Source organism: Algibacter sp. Ld11, from assembly GCF_045066735.1.
Taxonomy (GTDB): domain Bacteria; phylum Bacteroidota; class Bacteroidia; order Flavobacteriales; family Flavobacteriaceae; genus Algibacter.
Genome location: NZ_JBISHH010000023.1, coordinates 185681 through 203526, shown reverse-complemented (window position 1 = coordinate 203526; position 17846 = coordinate 185681). Strand labels below are relative to the sequence as shown.

12 protein-coding genes are annotated in these 17846 nt (G+C 33.0%); 9 read left to right on the top strand and 3 right to left on the bottom strand.

What is annotated here, in order from left to right:
- Nucleotides 1-3: 3 nt before the first annotated feature.
- From pgi to ACJJV4_RS10280, 5 genes are all read left to right on the top strand, one after another.
- Nucleotides 4-1623, top strand: coding sequence for a glucose-6-phosphate isomerase (gene pgi / locus ACJJV4_RS10300; protein WP_405294086.1), 1620 nt, complete (start codon nt 4-6; stop codon nt 1621-1623).
- A 172-nt stretch (nt 1624-1795) separates the two neighbouring features.
- Nucleotides 1796-4339, top strand: coding sequence for a TonB-dependent receptor (locus ACJJV4_RS10295; RefSeq protein WP_405294084.1), 2544 nt, complete (start codon nt 1796-1798; stop codon nt 4337-4339).
- 12 nt (nt 4340-4351) lie between these two features.
- A complete protein-coding gene (locus tag ACJJV4_RS10290) occupies nt 4352-5491 on the top strand; it encodes a hypothetical protein (RefSeq protein WP_405294082.1) in 1140 nt (379 codons plus the stop codon).
- 79 nt (nt 5492-5570) lie between these two features.
- Nucleotides 5571-6923, top strand: a complete 1353-nt coding sequence (locus tag ACJJV4_RS10285; protein WP_405294080.1) for an endonuclease — start codon at nt 5571-5573, stop codon at nt 6921-6923.
- A gap of 102 nt (nt 6924-7025) precedes the next feature.
- Nucleotides 7026-7460, top strand: coding sequence for a hypothetical protein (locus tag ACJJV4_RS10280; RefSeq protein ID WP_405294078.1), 435 nt, complete (start codon nt 7026-7028; stop codon nt 7458-7460).
- Between the two features lie 138 nt (nt 7461-7598).
- On the opposite strand, the gene ACJJV4_RS10275 is transcribed toward ACJJV4_RS10280, so the two are convergent.
- Nucleotides 7599-8621 (bottom strand): endonuclease/exonuclease/phosphatase family protein, encoded by a 1023-nt coding sequence (locus ACJJV4_RS10275; protein WP_405294170.1) that lies wholly within the window; start codon nt 8619-8621, stop codon nt 7599-7601.
- A gap of 157 nt (nt 8622-8778) precedes the next feature.
- Between ACJJV4_RS10275 and ACJJV4_RS10270 the strand changes: the two genes are divergently transcribed.
- From ACJJV4_RS10270 to ACJJV4_RS10260, 3 genes are all read left to right on the top strand, one after another.
- The gene (locus ACJJV4_RS10270) at nt 8779-11580 is read left to right on the top strand and encodes a carboxypeptidase-like regulatory domain-containing protein (RefSeq protein WP_405294076.1); all 2802 of its coding nucleotides are present in this window, start codon (nt 8779-8781) and stop codon (nt 11578-11580) included.
- A gap of 82 nt (nt 11581-11662) precedes the next feature.
- A complete protein-coding gene (locus tag ACJJV4_RS10265) occupies nt 11663-13099 on the top strand; it encodes a DUF5689 domain-containing protein (RefSeq protein WP_405294074.1) in 1437 nt (478 codons plus the stop codon).
- A gap of 215 nt (nt 13100-13314) precedes the next feature.
- The gene (locus ACJJV4_RS10260; protein ID WP_405294072.1) at nt 13315-13530 is read left to right on the top strand and encodes a hypothetical protein; all 216 of its coding nucleotides are present in this window, start codon (nt 13315-13317) and stop codon (nt 13528-13530) included.
- 10 nt (nt 13531-13540) lie between these two features.
- On the opposite strand, the gene ACJJV4_RS10255 is transcribed toward ACJJV4_RS10260, so the two are convergent.
- Together ACJJV4_RS10255 and ACJJV4_RS10250 are read right to left on the bottom strand one after the other, a co-directional pair.
- The gene (locus ACJJV4_RS10255; protein ID WP_405294070.1) at nt 13541-14512 is read right to left on the bottom strand and encodes an endonuclease; all 972 of its coding nucleotides are present in this window, start codon (nt 14510-14512) and stop codon (nt 13541-13543) included.
- A 155-nt stretch (nt 14513-14667) separates the two neighbouring features.
- Nucleotides 14668-16896 (bottom strand): T9SS type A sorting domain-containing protein, encoded by a 2229-nt coding sequence (locus tag ACJJV4_RS10250; protein WP_405294068.1) that lies wholly within the window; start codon nt 16894-16896, stop codon nt 14668-14670.
- A 215-nt stretch (nt 16897-17111) separates the two neighbouring features.
- On the opposite strand from ACJJV4_RS10250, the gene ACJJV4_RS10245 reads away from it, so the two are divergent.
- Nucleotides 17112-17846 (top strand): LytR/AlgR family response regulator transcription factor, encoded by a 735-nt coding sequence (locus ACJJV4_RS10245; protein ID WP_405294066.1) that lies wholly within the window; start codon nt 17112-17114, stop codon nt 17844-17846.

Here is a 17846-nt window from a genome sequence, read left to right as displayed (position 1 = left end):
CCTATGGCATTACCAAACGTAAACCCTACAACAACTAAATCTTGGAAGAAATTACAAGCACATTTTGATGCAGTAAAAGATGTTCATATGAAAGATTTATTTGCTGAAGATAAAACTAGAGCAAATAAGTTCACTATTAAATGGGACGATTTTTATGTAGATTTTTCTAAAAATAGAATTACAGAAGAAACAATTAAGTATTTATTAGAGTTAGCTGAAGAGGTGAAACTAAAAGATGCTATTAAAAGTCAGTTTTCTGGTGAAATAATTAATGAAACAGAAGGACGAGCAGTGCTACATACGGCATTAAGAGCACCTAAAGATGCCGATTTTAAGGTTGATGGTGTAAATGTAATGCCAGAAATATATCAAGTAAAACAAAAAATTGAAGGCTTTACAAATGAAGTGGTAAGCGGGCAAAGAAAAGGTTATACAGGAAAAGCATTTACCGATGTTGTAAATATTGGTATTGGTGGATCGGATCTTGGGCCAGCTATGGTTGTAGATTCTCTACAGTATTATAAAAATCACTTAACAACTCATTTTGTTAGTAACGTAGATGGTGACCATGTTAATGAGGTTATTAAAAAATTAGATCCTGAAACTACTCTGTTTGTTATTGTATCTAAAACATTTACTACACAAGAAACACTTTCTAATGCAAACACCTTAAAAGATTGGTTTTTAAAGTCAGCAGATAACGATGCTATTGCAAAACACTTTGTTGCAGTTTCAACCAATATAGAAAAGGTAAAAGGTTTTGGAATCGATGGTAATAATATTTTTCCAATGTGGGATTGGGTTGGCGGTCGTTTTTCTCTTTGGAGCGCCGTTGGCCTAACAGTAAGCTTAGCTGTTGGTTATAATAATTTTGATAGCTTATTAAAAGGCGCTAACAAAATGGACGAGCATTTTAAAAATGAAGATTTAGAAGCTAACATTCCAGTTGTTTTAGCCTTATTAACTATATGGTACAATAATTTCTTTAAAGCTGAAAGTGAAGCTGTAATACCATATTCTCAATACTTAAACCAATTTGCTACCTATTTACAACAAGGTATTATGGAAAGCAATGGTAAAAGTGTGGATAGAAATGGTAATCCTATAGACTACCAAACAGGAACTATTATTTGGGGAGAGCCAGGAACAAATTCACAACATGCCTTTTTTCAATTAATTCACCAAGGTACAAAGTTGATTCCTGCCGATTTTATTGGGTTTACTAAGTCCTTACACGGTAATCAAGATCATCAAGATAAATTAATGTCTAACTTTTTAGCACAAACTGAGGCTTTATTAAATGGTAAAACAGAAGATGAAGTTGTTGCAGAAGGTACAAGTGAAACCATAACACCGTTTAAAGTGTTTAAAGGTAATAAGCCAACCAATACTATTTTTATAAACAAACTATCGCCTGAAAGTTTAGGGAAACTTATCGCGATGTACGAGCATAAAATATTTGTACAAGGTGTTATTTGGAATATTTTTAGCTACGACCAATTTGGTGTAGAGTTAGGGAAGCAATTAGCTTCCAAAATTTTACAAGAATTTAACGGAAGCGTTACAAATGAACATGACTCTTCAACTCAAAATTTATTGAATTATTATAAGCGATTTAAGTAAAACCGTAGAATATTCTTATAGAAAAAGTGAAAACACCTCAGTATTTTTAATGCTGGGGCGTTTTTTTTTGTGTAAATTGTTAAATTTGTTAACAATTACTTAATATTGGAGCGCAATTTATCCGTACTTTTGCACCGACTAATTTCAAATAATTAATTACATAATTAAAATTATGAAAAAAACAGCAAATTATTTATTACTAACTGTCGCTCTGTTATTCAGCACGGTTATTATGGCACAAAGTACACTTTCTGGTACTGTTTTGGAAAAAGGTATAAATATGCCGCTTCCAGGTGCGAATGTAGTAGAAAAAGGTACTACTAATGGGGTTGTAACAGACTTTGATGGAAATTTCAAGCTAAGCACAAAATCTAGTTCTGGCGAAATTGTAATTTCTTATGTAGGTTACACATCTAAAACAGTTTCTTTTTCTGGAGATGCCTTTTTAGGAAAGATAACTTTAGAGCCTAGCCAAGTAGGTTTAGAAACAGTTCAAATTATTGCATCTGTGGCGGTTGATAGAAAAACGCCTGTAGCAGTTTCAACAGTTAAAGCAGCAGATATTGCTTTAAAATTAAGTACTCAAGAATTTCCTGAGATTTTAAAATCTACACCAGGTATCTACGCTACAAAGCAAGGTGGTGGTTATGGTGACGCAAGGGTTAACATTCGTGGGTTTTCTTCAGAAAACGTTGCTGTAATGATTAATGGTGTTCCTGTTAATGATATGGAAAACGGTGCTGTTTACTGGTCTAACTGGGCTGGTTTAGGAGATGTTACATCTACAATGCAGGTTCAGAGAGGTTTAGGTGCTTCTAAAGTAGCTGTGCCTTCTATTGGTGGTACAATTAATATTGTCACAAAAACAACTGATGCTGAAGAAGGTGGTAGCTTTTTTACAGGTATTGGTAATAATGGTTATTTAAAATATGGAATGACTTACTCTACTGGATTGTCTGATAAAGGTTTTGCTGCAACAGTAAGTGCTTCTAAAATTTCCGGTGATGGTTATGTTGATGGTACACAGTTTGAGGGTTATAATTACTTTATTAATTTAACGAAAGAAATAAATGAAGCACATACAATCTCTTTTTCTGCATTTGGTGCACAACAAGAGCATGGGCAAAGATTTAACCGTTCTACAATCTCTGAATTACGCCAAACAGAACAAGGGCCTTTAAAAGCAAACAAAGATTGGGGTTATAAAGATGGAGAAATTTATAATTCAGCTTACAACTTCTATCATAAACCTCAAATGTCTTTAAATCACTTATGGACAATTGATGATAATTCGGTATTATCTACAGCTTTATACGCATCTTTTGGTCAAGGTGGTGGTCGTAGAGAAGAAGGAGGTAAAATTGGTTCAGATGATTATAGAATTGGTGGTGTAGATCAACCAATCGATTTTGATACTATTGTAGAAGAAAACATTGCTAATGGTGTTGCTGGTTCTTCAGATATTATCTCTTCTTCAAGAAACTCTCATAAATGGTATGGTTTGTTAACCACTTATAAAAATGATATTTCTGACAAGCTAGTGCTTTCAGGAGGTTTTGATGGTAGATACTATGTAGGTTCTCACTGGTACCAAGTTGATGATTTGTTAGGAGGTCAATTCTATTTAGATAATGAAGATGATACCAAAGCTTTTGGTCAAGCATTACAAGTAGGCGATCGTTATAATAAAGACTATGATGGTTATGTGGTTAGAACAGGCTTTTTCGGTCAAGCAGAATATCAAGTTGATGAAAAGTTAAACTTATTCATGGCTGCCGATGTTTCTAATACTAACTATTGGAAAAAAGAATTTATGAGTAATGATGCTTCTTTTCCTGCAGACAGAAAGTCAGATAACGCTAACTTTGTTGGTTTCGGTATTAAAGGTGGTGGTAATTATAACTTAGATGATATAAATAATGTGTTTGTAAATATTGGGTATTTCTCTAAAGCTCCTTTTTTAACAAACGTATTTTTGCAAGAGGATGAGTTAACCTATAATCAAGATGCAATAAATGAAAAAGTATTTAGTGCGGAATTAGGGTATGGTTATAGAAGTGAGAAATTATCTGCTAATGTAAACCTTTATTACACAAGGTGGATTGATAAAGCAGAGTCTATAGAAGATCCTGCTACGAATGCTGGAGAAAGGTTTTATAATAATATTCAAGGTATTGAGGCAATACACAAAGGTATTGAGATTGACTTTAAATACAGACCAAACGATGATTTAACTGTTACAGGTATGGCATCTATTGGCGATTGGAAATGGGGAAATAATGTAGAGTATGACAGGTTTAATCAAAATGGTGATTTCGTAGCTTCTGGTGTAATATTTTCTGAAGGTTTAAAGGTTGGTAACTCAGCACAAACCACTTTTGCATTAGGTACAGCTTACGATTTTGCTCCAAAATCAAAAGCTTATATCGATTACAATTATGCGGGTAATATGTTTGCTGATTTCGATGTTAATGGTAGGAGTCGTTCAGATTTACCTGATGTATGGGAAGCGCCGAGTTTTGGTCTTTTCGATGTTGGGGTAAGCCATACTTTTGATATTGGTGATTTTGAAGCTGTTTTAAACACTAAAATTAATAACTTATTTAACACAGAGTACATTTCTGATGCACAAGATAATGGTCAATTTGAATCTAATGCTGCAGTTTACTACGGTACGGGTAGAACTTACAGTGTATCTCTTAAAGTTAATTTTTAAAAAAAGAAAAAGATGAAAAAAATTATTTATTTATTAATGGCAATTGGATTTGTGTTTACAGCATGTAATCCAATGGAAGATATCTATGAAGATATCGATGCGGACTTAGCAAAAGAAGGTATTATCGCTAATTTTGATTATACTTTAGTTGAAGATGATTATAAGGATGCTTTAGACTTAAGTTATGCTAATTTTGGTTCAGATGATGAAGCGAAAGAGTTGGTTTCTAAGTTTTTGAATGAGAAGTTTCCTTATTTCGGTGTTACTTACAAGACAGACGGGAGTATTGATCAAGCATCTTCAGCTACCGTAACATATGCTTTGTATAATAGAATTGACGATTATAGTGCTGTTATACGTGAAGTTGAATATGCTGAATACAATCCAATCACAGGTAACAATTATGGTAATTTCGATGAAGCTAGTCACCTTCAAGATTATTTAAATCAGGAGTATCCTGATGCTGAAGAAGATGATTTTGTATCATTGAGATATGATTACTATAGCGATGGCACAAATAATACTGTAGCTAACGGTTTTGTTTATCAAGGAGACGGTGTTTGGATGCAATTTAATGGTTTTTCAGAGGCTGAATATGAGGCTATGGGAGAAAGTTACCCTAATTTTTCTAGTGAAGATGAAGCCGAAACAAAAATCCCCTTAGCTTTAAGTACTGAAGATGTAGAGTTCGGAACGGTGAAACCTGTAATGTACGAGTTATATTCAAGCGGAGTAACGACGAGTTATACAATTGCCTTTATGTTCAATGATGTAGAATGGGTAGAATATAATAATGTGCAACCTAAAAGACTTCAGTTTGGTCATGATGGAACAAATTGGGTGCCAGATAATACTATTACTTATATTATGGTAGCTGCCGATTATGCAGCTGTTGTATCTGCTTTAGAAGGTACTTACCCTACGCAAACAGCAAGTGTTGGCAACTATACTAACTTTGATAGAAGATCTGGAAATGCTGCATATTGGAGTACAGATATGCTTGTTGAGGCTGTTAATGTTGTTTTGGACAATGTTGCTCCTTCGGCTGAAGAAAATCAAAAATATACTGTAACTTTTGATATCTACAATGGATCAAATACAACAGAAAATATTTCAGTTATTAAAACTGGAGGTGTTTGGGTTTTACAATAAAAGCTAGCATCTAAGTAACATAAAACCTCTTGTCTTAATCGACAAGAGGTTTTATTCTTTTTAAGAAAATCGAAAAATTATGAAAAAAAGTATTATTTATTTATCTATTATGGCATGTTTTGGCTGTAGTAGTTCTGGAGGAGACGATTCTCCAGTTAATCCTGATACCGAAAATGGTGTTTCAATCGCTGTTAACGATGTAGCCGTCACAACGGAAGATAAAGCTGTAGTTATCCAAAATCCTTTAGCCAATGATACAGTATTAGACAATGCTAGAATTACATCGTTTGATACAGCAAGTGCAAACGGAGGGACCATTGAAGATAATAGAAATGGCACGTATACTTATACACCAACCGATGGTTTTATTGGTGATGATACATTTACTTATACACTATGTGATAGTGATACACCAGCCGATTGTTCTACAGCCACAGTAACTATTACTGTAACTGATGAAGGAAATCCAATTGCAGAAAATGATACTGTTAATGTATTATCGAATAGTTCTAAAGTTATATCCACCTTGATTGAAAATGATTCGGCTATCGACAACGCTGTTATTACTTCTGTTGATAATGTTGGAACATTGGGAACTGTAGTTTTAAATGATGATGGCACCGTGACTTACACGGCTCAATCTGGTTATGTAGGTGATGATACGTTTACTTATACTATTTGTGATGACGATGTGCCTACTCCAGAATGCTCTACAGCAACAGTAACTATTAGTGTGCTACAAGCTATTAACTTTAATATGCCTGGAAGTCTTGGAGATTATTACGATGGTGTTATTTTTGCTGAGGATTCAGATTTAATGTTTGATGAAATATCCAATCATACTCAAGTTATGCATACGGTAATATTGACATATACCCAACGTCATGATTATTTGTATAATGCCGATGCCGATTTATCGAATCAAGATAATGTGATTTTGATGTACACTGGCGAAAGTAGATATTGGGAAGAGTATACCTCAGGAAACAATCCTTATGCAACCCAAACATACAACACAGAGCATATTTTTCCACAATCTAAATTAAGTTCGGATGTTGCTGTTTCCGATTTACATCACTTAAGAGCCGCAGATGCAACTGTTAATAGCGATAGAAGTAATTATCCATATGCAGATGGAAGTGGTTCAAACCAATTAATAGGAGGCAATACATGGTATCCTGGTGATGATTGGCGCGGTGATGTTGCCCGAATGGTAATGTATTTAAATATACGCTACGGAGAAGACTTTGATAAAGTTGGTGGTTTAGAGCTTTTTAAAGCTTGGAACGTTGCTGACCCTGTATCTGAGTTCGAAGAACAACGTAACAACGTTATTTATGCTGCACAAGGTAATAGAAACCCCTTTATAGATAATCCATACATAGCTACATTAATTTGGGGCGGTACGGCTGCAGAAAATAAATGGGAATAAAAATGATTCTATTATAGAAAACTTTCAAACCGCTTCAATCGAAGCGGTTTTTTTGTGAATTATAATTACTATTTTTGCATCTATAATTAAAACACCACATTCATGTACAACATTGTATTATCACTCCATTCCTATTGGGCATATTTAGTTCTTATTGTATTATTAATAGCTGCTGTAAATGCTGTTATAAAAACGTTAGGAGATAAAGAATATGAAAACAACGATTTTAGAAAATCATTATTCACATTAATCGTATCTCATATTCAACTATTAATAGGTATCGTGTTATACTTTGTAACTCCAAGATTTCAATTATGGGGCGAATTAGGCGGGAAAGTAATGAGTAACTCTATGGCAAGGCTATACCTAGTAGAACATCCATTTATAAACATTATCGCTGTTGCATTAATTACAATTGGTTATTCAAAACATAAAAAGAAATTAACTTCAAAAGGAAAATTAAAAACAATAGCAATCTTTTATAGTATTGCGTTATTATTGTTTTTATCAAGAATTCCTTGGAGTACTTGGATGTAGATTAAAATTCTATCCAGAATAAAAAATAGTCAGACCTTTCAAGTTATTTAATTTGAAAGGTCTTTTTTTTGAATTCGAAATCACTGGAATCGCGACAATTGAAGCAAGTCTGTTTTCTTATATTTTGACTCGTAATTTTTACTTTTTATCAACTTCCTTAATCAAATATATATAAACTGGAAAGTGATCGCTAAAGCCATTATTAAAGCCATGATATCCAAAACTTCGTAAAGGATATCCTTTATAAGCACCAAGTTGAGTAATAATATAGTTTTTGTTATAAATACCAGCTTTATAAAATTGAAATGAAGTGTAATCTTTTTCCAAAAACGGTTTGGTTACCATAATTTGATCGAATAGGCTCCAAGAATCTCTATAAGCCGTTGTGCCCATACCATCTTTAAAGAAATTTATATATGGATTGTAAATACCTTTTAATGGAACTTTTTTGGTTGACTTGGCTTTTAAAACTTTTTTAACGCTAGCATTGTTTGGATTATCATTTAAATCACCCATAATAAATACTTTTGCATATGGATCTGTAGTTTGCAAAGAATCGACTAGGCGCTTACTTAATTTGGCTCCAGCTACACGTTTTGGTCTACTTTTAGCTTCACCACCACGTCGGGATGGCCAATGATTTACAATAAGATGAATGGTTTCACCTTCCAAGTTTCCGCTTACCAATAATTGTTCTCTAGTATAAACGCGTTTATTTGTTTCCGGATCATAAATTTTCAACTCATGAGAACTCGTGCTTATCGGCGTAAATGTATTTTTCTTGTAAAGCAATGCCACATCAATTCCGCGCACGTCTGTAGAGTTATAATGCACAATACCATAATCTATATCAACTAATAGCGAATCGTTTACTAAATCTTCTAAAACAGCTTTATTTTCAACTTCACAAACACCAATAATACTTGGTGTGGTATTAGTAACATCTTTTCCAATATCGGCTAAAACTCGGGCCATATTCCTTATTTTTTTCTTGTAAACAGGGCCTCTATTGGTTTTCAATTCCATCATTGGGCTGTATTCATCTAATTTGTTCGGGTCATTTATGGTATCAAATAAATTCTCTAAATTATAGAAAGCAACCGTATGAATTTTAAATTTTTTATCCTGAGCATTTGTATTTAAAGAAGCTAATAAAAGCAATGATGTAAGCGCGAATTTTAAACAATTTTTACTTTTAAATAAGAATGAAACTACATGGGTTTTGTAGCTAAATTGAAATGTAACTGCTTGAAATTCTTTTAAGTATTTAACTGTCAATTGATTGTTTTTTATTATAATTGAAGTAATAAAGATAAGCATGAATAAAATAACCCTTATTTTTTTATTCGGAATTTTTTCAATTAGCCTCCATTCTCAACAAACTTTAGTGAAGGGTAGCGTACTAGATGCACTTACTTTTGAGTCTTTAGAAAACGTATCGGTAACTATCGAAAATAGCAATTTATCGATGGAGACAAATATACTTGGTGAGTTTTTATTCGAGAAAAACCTACCGCTAGGAGAACAAATATTGAGAGTTTCAAAAATTGGATATATATCAAAGCGTTTCCCTATTATAATAAATGAAAATGAAACTGTTGACATTGCTGGTATTACCTTAGATTTAGATACTACGGCTACTAGCAATTTGTTTACAATCACATTATCTGATGATGAATTAAACGATGATTCTAGCGGTGCCGATAATATTTCAGGCCTCTTAGCTTCGTCGCTCGATGTTTTTCAGCGTACAGCAGCATTCGAATTTAGTCCGTCTTTTTTCCGTCTTCGTGGATTAGATTCTAAAAACAGCACCCTTTTAATTAATGGTATCGAAATGAACAAAACCTACAACGGTAGGCCACAATGGAGTAATTGGGGAGGTATTAATGATGTGTTACGCAATCAAGAATTATCTACAGGTTTAGCACCCTCAAGCTATAGTTTTGGTGGCGTTTTAGGTACAAATAATATAAACATTCGGGCGTCGCAAACTAGAGCCGGAGGGCGCATTACCTATTCGTCGTCTAACCGAAGTTATAGCAATCGCCTTATGGCAACGTATGCTTCAGGTTTATTAAAAAATAATTGGGCATATACAGTAACGTTAGGTCGTCGATGGGGAAATGAAGGATATCAAGAGGCGACGAGTTATAATTCAAATTCATTTTTCACTTCCGTGGAAAAAATAATAAACGAGAACCATAGCCTTAGTTTTTCTGCGATTTACACACCAAATCGCCGAGGTAAATCGTCACCAAACACACAAGAGGTTTTCGATTTAAAAGGCATTAAATACAATGAGTATTGGGGCTGGCAAGATGGCGAAAACCGAAATTCTAGAATAAAAGAAGTGAGCGAACCTAATGTGATGCTTAACCATTACTGGAATTTAAATAGTAAAACCAAGTTAAATACCAACATAGCCTATCAGTTTGGTAAAATGGGAAATAGCCGATTAGATTACAACGGGAAAGATTTAATTGATGGTTTTCCTCAAGGAGGTGGAGCAAACCCTAGCGCAAGCTATTATCAAAAATTACCAAGTTATTTTGAGAGAAACTTTCCCGATCAATTAGGTTTTGCGTATCAGGCCTTACAAACGTTTCAAGATGGTGGTCAAATTGATTGGAATGCCATGTATAGCACCAATATTGCTAATGCCCAAAGTGGAGGTAATGCAACTTATGCCTTGTATGAAGATCGTGTAGATGATAAACAGCTTACTGTAAACTCTATTTTAAATAAAGAAATAAACGATCATGTTAACTTCAATGCGGGGATTAATTTTAAAAGTTTAAACTCCGAAAATTTTGCTCAAGTTTTAGATCTTTTGGGTGCTGAAACTTATTTGGATATCGACGGTTTTGCAACAAATATTAACGAAGCTCAAAACGATTTATTAAACCCTAACCGCATAGTTGGAGTGGGCGATAAGTTTAAATATGACTATAATATTTTTGCAAACGAAATTGGAGGATATGCGCAAACACAATTTTCTTATAGTAAAACGGATTTTTATGTAGCGGCTAGTTTGAAAAACACACAATATCAGCGTGAAGGTATTTATCAAAACGGTGGTTTTCCAGATAACTCATTTGGTAAAGGTGATAAGTTAAGTTTTATGGGCTTTGGTGCAAAAGCCGGATTTACTTATAAGCTATCTGGTAAACATGTGTTTAATATTAACGGTGGTTATATTTCGAGAGCACCAACATTGCAAAATACATTTTCAAATTCTAGAGAAAACCATAATGTTGTACCAGATATTACAGAAGAAAAAATAACGTCTGCAGGTGCAAGTTATGTATTCCGGTCGTCTGTGGTTAAAGCTAAACTTACGGGTTATTATACTAAGGTTACCGATGCTAGTGAAATTTCATTCTTTTTTGCCGATGGTATTGGTGGCGATAATTTGGCTTTTGTACAAGAAATTCTTCAAGGTATTGAAAAGCAACATATAGGTGCCGAGTTTGGTATTGAAGCCCAAGTAACACCAACTATAAAATTAAAAGGTGCCGCTGCTATCGGGCAGTTTACATACAATAATAACCCCAATTTATTTTTATCTACAGAGCCGGACGACGAGGCTTTAGCTGCGGGTTTTATAGATGGGTTTAAAGATTTTGGACAATCGAAATTAAAAGATTATAAACTCGCTGCCGGACCACAAAATGCTTATTCAGTAGGTTTTGAATATAGCGACCCAGATTATTGGTGGTTTGGAGCTACGGCAAACTTTTTTGCAAATACCTATATAGATGTGAGCCCGTTAACGCGTTCTTCAAATTTTTCAACCGATTTTGATGGCAATGTTTTTAATGATTACGATGAGGTTTTGGCTAGAGAACTTCTAAAGCAAGAACGGTTTGATGATTATATGGTGGTGAATTTAATTGGAGGAAAATCGTGGAAGGTTGGTGAGTATTACATCGGTTTTTTTGCTAGCATTAATAATTTATTAGATCAAGTTTATAAATCTGGTGGGTTTGAGCAAGGAAGAAATGCAAACTTTAGAGAACTTAGAGATGATAAAGCTTTGGATACTCCTGTTTTTGGATCGAAATATTGGTATGGTCGTGGTACCACTTACTTTTTGAATTTAAATGTGAGATTTTAAATGAATAACCACTGAGTTTAAAAAGATAGTGGAATACCATGCTGGGCTTGTAATAGCAACGAATAATATAAAAATATTAATCATGAAAAATTTTAAAATACTAATTGTCATTTTTCTGATACAAACACTTATAATATCTTGTGTGAAAGATGATGATTATAGCGTTCCCGATATATCAATTACAGAACCCGATATTCCTCAAGATAAAATAACCACTTTCAAAACCATCAGGTCACTTTACGATCAGGCTATAAATAGTGGGAATTCGACAGCTAGAATTGATGAAGATTCAGAATTATATATTGAAGGTTACGTGGTGTCTTCCGATAAATCGGGAAACTTTTTTGAAGAGTTAATTGTTCAGAATAAAATAGATGATTCTAGTCCCGATAATGACCCTAGAATGGGATTTCAAGTCGCTATTAATGTGTCTAGTTTATCGGATACTTATCAATTTGGACAAAAAGTATATCTAAAATTGGCCGGATTAACTATTGGAGAAAGTAGTGGTGTCATTTCCATAGGAAAAGGTGATGGAGCGCGTGTGGAACAAATTCAACCTTCAGAATATAAAAACATTATTATCAGAAGTAATGAAGTGGTGGATATTCAGCCTAAAGTTGCACATATTACAGATTTAACAAGTTGGGATCATAATACACTAGTTCAGTTAGAAAACATGCAATTAAATCGTTTTGAGTTGGGCGCCACATTTGCTAGCGAATCTATAGATGAGTATGATGGTATTAGAACTTTAGTAAGTTGCGAAACTGGTGTTTCTATACGGATGCAAACTAGTACGTTTTCCGATTTTAAATCTTTAATTGTTCCACAAGGACAAGGGGGCGTTACAGGAATTTTTGCAAGAGATTTTGGAGACGATTTTAATGTGCTTGTTTTAAATAGTTCGGCAGATATGAGTTTTACTTCTGAAACCCGTTGCGACCCAATAGAACTAGGTTGTGGTATTGCTGAAACATTGGGGACAGGGAATTTGTTTTATGAAGACTTTGAACCACAACGAAATAATAGACCTATAGAAATTGAAGGTTGGACCAATTATATTGAAGCAGGTACAGAAGCGTGGGAAGGTTATTCTTCCACCTCGTCAAATGCATCTTTGGGGCGTTCGGCACGGTTTCAATGTTCTAGTTCTGGAGACGATTCTAATATAGGTTGGTTAATTACACCGGCTATTAATTTAGACGAGCAGGATGGTGAAACACTTCGTTTTAAAACATCTAATAGTTTAGCAAATAGTAGTTTTTTAGAAATTTTGTATTCTTTAGATTGGGATGGTGATGAAGCTAATATTACTACTGCTACTTGGGGTACAATATCCGATGCTTATGTGGTGAAAGATACCGACTCGTTTGTGCCGTGGTTTAATTCGGGTGCTGTAGATTTATCTTGCGAAAGTGGAACCATGTATATCGCTTTTAAGTTTACAGGAAGTGGTGAAGATACCTTTGATGGTATTTATGAGTTGGATGAAATTAGCGTGGATTTTATTGAATAATAATTTGTTATTTAGACGTAACAAGTTTTAAATAAAAAGTCTAATTTCGCCGCATGAGCACATTCGATATTTTATTTTATCATTTTTTTAATCACTTCAAACTCAAGAAAAACAAGAAAGCTAATAGCATTGCTACCTTTTATGTTTCGTTTTTGCAATGCAGTTTATTGTTGCTTTTGGGCGTTTTTTTTGCTAAGTTTTTTAGAAAAATGCACATGGATACGATGTCTTCTGGTAAGGCTTGGACTATTTTTATACTAGTAGTAATATTTATTTATTTTAAAAACTGGATGTACTATGGTGGTAGAAAGCGTAAAGTGCTAAATGCCAAAATGATTAAAAACAAAAAGCTAACCTACAATATTTGGTTTTTGGGCTTTTTACCCATTATCATTTTAGCTTTAACTATGGTGCTTTTACAAGCTGTCTAAAAAAATAAAATTATTTTTTGAAAACGGCATATACTGGAAAGTGATCGCTATATCCTCCTTTGTAGCGTTGGCCAACATAAGTTCTGTAAGGCGCACCTTTGTATCTGCCTTCAAATATTTTCAAGAAATCTTCATCAAAAATATTAGAAAGACTGTATTCGTATAAATTATCGGAGGTTTTAAAAAAGTTAGTCGAAATTAAAATCTGGTCGAATAAATTCCATTGTCTGTTGTGTTTCGTGCTGCCGCGGTTAAAAGATCGTAAGGTTTCCATAGGGTTGAACAGGCCGTAATTATCAACTAAACGCTTAATACTGTTATTGTGCGGATCATCATTAAAATCGCCTATAACTATAATTTTAGCTTCGGGATCTTCTAAGGTTATACTAGAAATAATCTCACCAACTTTATCAGATGATGCCATACGTTTATGTTCCGTTTCTTTTGCACCTTCACGCCTAGACGACCAATGATTTACTATAACATGTACTTTTTCACCATCTAGAATACCGGAAACTAATAAAACATCACGTGTATAATCGGGTAAACCTTTGTCGTTTTTTAATTCAATGGAAAAAGGTTCGGAATGCAGAACCTGAAACACATCTTTATCATAAATTAACGCGACATCAATACCACGTTCGTCTGGAGAATTATAATGAACATAACCGTAATTAAAGGGCTCTAAATGTTTAGATGAAATTAAATCTTTAATGACTTTAGCGTTTTCAATTTCTGCTAAACCTACAACAGCTGGGTGTTTCCCTGTTTCTCTTTTGCCTATATTAGAAATAACAAAACCGAGTTTTCTTAGTTTTTTATCATAACGTTTTGGAGTCCATTTTTTAATAGATTTAGGAGTGAAATCATTGTCGTACTTTAGTTTATCATTAAAAGTATCAAATAAGTTTTCCGTATTATAAAAGGCAACTGTTTGTAAATCGTTACGAACGGGAATATTTTCGAAAGGTTTTATTATCATGAGTCAAAAATATGCTAAAATAATTAAACATTTAATTATCGTATTTAATCTACGTTATTTTACTATCAATTGAGTAAGAAGTTTGCATGAAAAAAGCCGAATAAAGTTATTATTCAGCTTTTTATTATCGATTATGGAGTTATATCCTTTCTTTTTTATTTTTTTAAAATACGTTTACTAAATGTACCGTGGCTACTTTCTACTTTTAAAATATAAATGCCTTCGGCTAAATTTGAAAGATTTACGGTTGGTGCATCTGTTTTGTTTTTTAGAACTTCTTGACCGACTAAACTATAAATGGTGGTTTTTTTAATAGTTGCTCCGTTTTTTAATTTAATATGTAATTGCGATGTTGTTGGGTTTGGATACACACTTAAATTTTCGTTTTTAAAACTTTTACTGCTTAGTGTAGCATTGTTTTTTAAGAAAACTAAAGTATTCGGTTCAAAATTATGTGTTATTGTAAATGTTTTTTCTGCCGCATTAACAGATGAAATTTCTATATCTACCCAATTGCCATCTTTATATATTTGTGCGGTTAGGTTTAATGGGTCTGTAATGTTATCCGTGAAATCTGCATTGTTGTAGGTTAAGTTTACGGTGCTTTGGTGGCTAGATTCATTTAGCGTAACTAATTTGTAATACGTTTTAGCATAACTGTTGTTTGGAAGATTTCCTATTTTGCTTTTAAATGCAATGCTTGTTGTGTCTAGCAATTCTATTTTTAACGTTTCATCGGGTGCTAAGCTGGTTGTTTCTAAATTAACATTGTAAACTATATTATTATAAGTAATATCTTCTTCAGAATTGTTTTTCTCTATATCAGCGCTTTTACCACCTTGGTTTGGTGTAAAATATTTTGCTCTTATTTCAACATTATAACTGTAAACTTTATCGAAATCTGAGAAAACGAAACCGTTATTAAACCGGTTTATATTGGTTATATATCCAGATATTTCGTTAGGGTTAAAAACTTTTTCTTTCGTGAATTGTGAGGTTGAGAAATCGAAAGATAAAATGGCAGCTTTAACTCCCGACGAAGGATAATAGCCTCCAATAATATAAGCCTTCCCTTCATTTTCTGAGATACTTAAATAATTGTTTTGTGCAAAAGAAAAATTATTGCCGTCAATACTCAAGGGGAATTCATGCCTAATAGTATTCAATGGGTCTCCATCTATCTCATACATGTAACATGTGCTAGAATAATCGGGGTTTAATTTTCGAGTTAAGTAATAAAATTTGTTATTGAATGTAAAATATACATCAGTATCTTTAGTGGAGTTTACTAAATTATAATTAGTACCATCAGGGTTTATTATATTTAAATTATCATTGTTTTCATCTATATAAATAACAGAACCATTAAACTCTTTAATTGGTTTAGACATCGCAGAGCCTTCAGAGGTGTTTTTAGCCCTATATCCTCGAGTGCCATCATAATTTTCTTTACTTACATTAAAAATAAATAGGGGAATTTGAGTTTGACTAGCTCCAAACATTATGTCGCCATTAGTATAACAAAGTTCTCGTCCTTCATCTACATAGTCATCAGGATCATCGCTAACACCCCAAGTTCTGTATAAACCTTGAAAATAAATATAAGAATCTTCTAATAATATGTCACTTGGGCCAACACCGGTGTTAGAGTTTCCGTTAACATATAATTTCGTCATTCTATAGTTGCTAAGACCATCAAATTTATATAAGTCTGTTCTATTTTGTGTGTTGTTACCAATAAAATAATAAGTGCCTTTCCAGTAAAATATATTTGTTATTAGAGTTAAACTATTAAAATCATCTACGGAGTTTCCTGTGCCTGTATTACCATCAAATTCATAACTGTTCTCTAAAATACCATCACTATTAAAAATACTTATAAAAAAATTATAACCACCAGCATATCTATTACCAAATAATGTGTACGGTGGGTAATATTCTTTTCTTTGTTTAATAATTTTATTGTTACTTGTTCGGGTTATACTTTCGGCGGAAGTAGAAGATGTTACTAGCGTAGCACTAGTTCTGCCATCATTTATTCTATAGGCTTTGTCTTCACTTTGAGAGTTATTTAAACGACTACTAAATAAAAAAACATCATTATCTATTGCGTAATTTTCTTTGTCTAAGCCTTCAAAACTGTATCTGTTATTTTCTAAGCCTTGTATTTGGTTTGTAGTTTCATTAGAGCCATTGCTTACATAGGCACCCAATTTATAAGGGCTTCCAGATTCCGTCATGGTAAATAATATGTCGTTATTTAATGTTTTGAGCCCGGTTACTCCTCTTCTATAAACATTATTTTCTGTTTGTTTTATTAATCTCAGTTGTGCATGTGTGTATAAGCTGAAAAGTGTACACAATAAAAGTAATTTTGTTTTCATAAGTATTGTTTTATAGCTAATACAAAGATTTATTTTTAAATAAAGGAAGTGTAGCATAGTTGTATAGATTGTATTAAAAACTGTATAAATGGTGTTTTTTTTCTTTTTTGACCAACTATGTTTACTTTTTAGCAGGTTATATTAGTTTTTAAACGATTCATACATAGTTGGTTGTAAAATGTGTAATTAATTTTAACTTTGAGAAAACTTCTAAAATGATAAAAGCAATTATTATAGATGATGAATCTAACGCTATTGAAGGATTGTCTTGGGAACTCTCTAAGTTTAGCGACAACATAGAAGTTGTAACTAGCTTTACAGATCCAGAATTGGCTTTAAAATATTTAAAGCATGAGCAAATAGATTGTGTATTTCTCGATATTGAAATGCCCATTATGGATGGTTTTACATTTTTAGAAAAAGTACCTAATAGAAATTTTTCGGTGGTAATAACCACGGCCTATAATGAATATGCTCTAAAAGCCTTAAAAAAAGAAGCCATAGATTATTTACTAAAACCAATTGATTCCGACGATTTAAAAGTGGCAATAGAGAAAATTGAAAAGCAAAATACAGAACGTTACAGTTTGGAGAATTTTGAATCCATACTTTTAAAGTTTAATAATAATCTAAGTCGAAAAAAAATAACTATTAGTACCGATGGGAAGTTGGTTTTTTTAAAACCAGATGATATTTATTATGTCGAATCGGATGGCAATTATTGCACAATCCATTGCCAGAACCAGAAGAAATTAGTCGTTACCAAAAAACTTAAGTCGTTTTGTGAGATCTTGCCTGATGAACAATTTTTTAGAATTCATAATTCCTATATCATTAATTTAAATAAAGTTAAAGAGTTTATTAAGGTTGATGGCTATGTTGTTTTAGAAAACAGCGCTAAAATACCCGTATCTCGACAAAGAAAAACAGAACTTTTAAGGAAATTATAG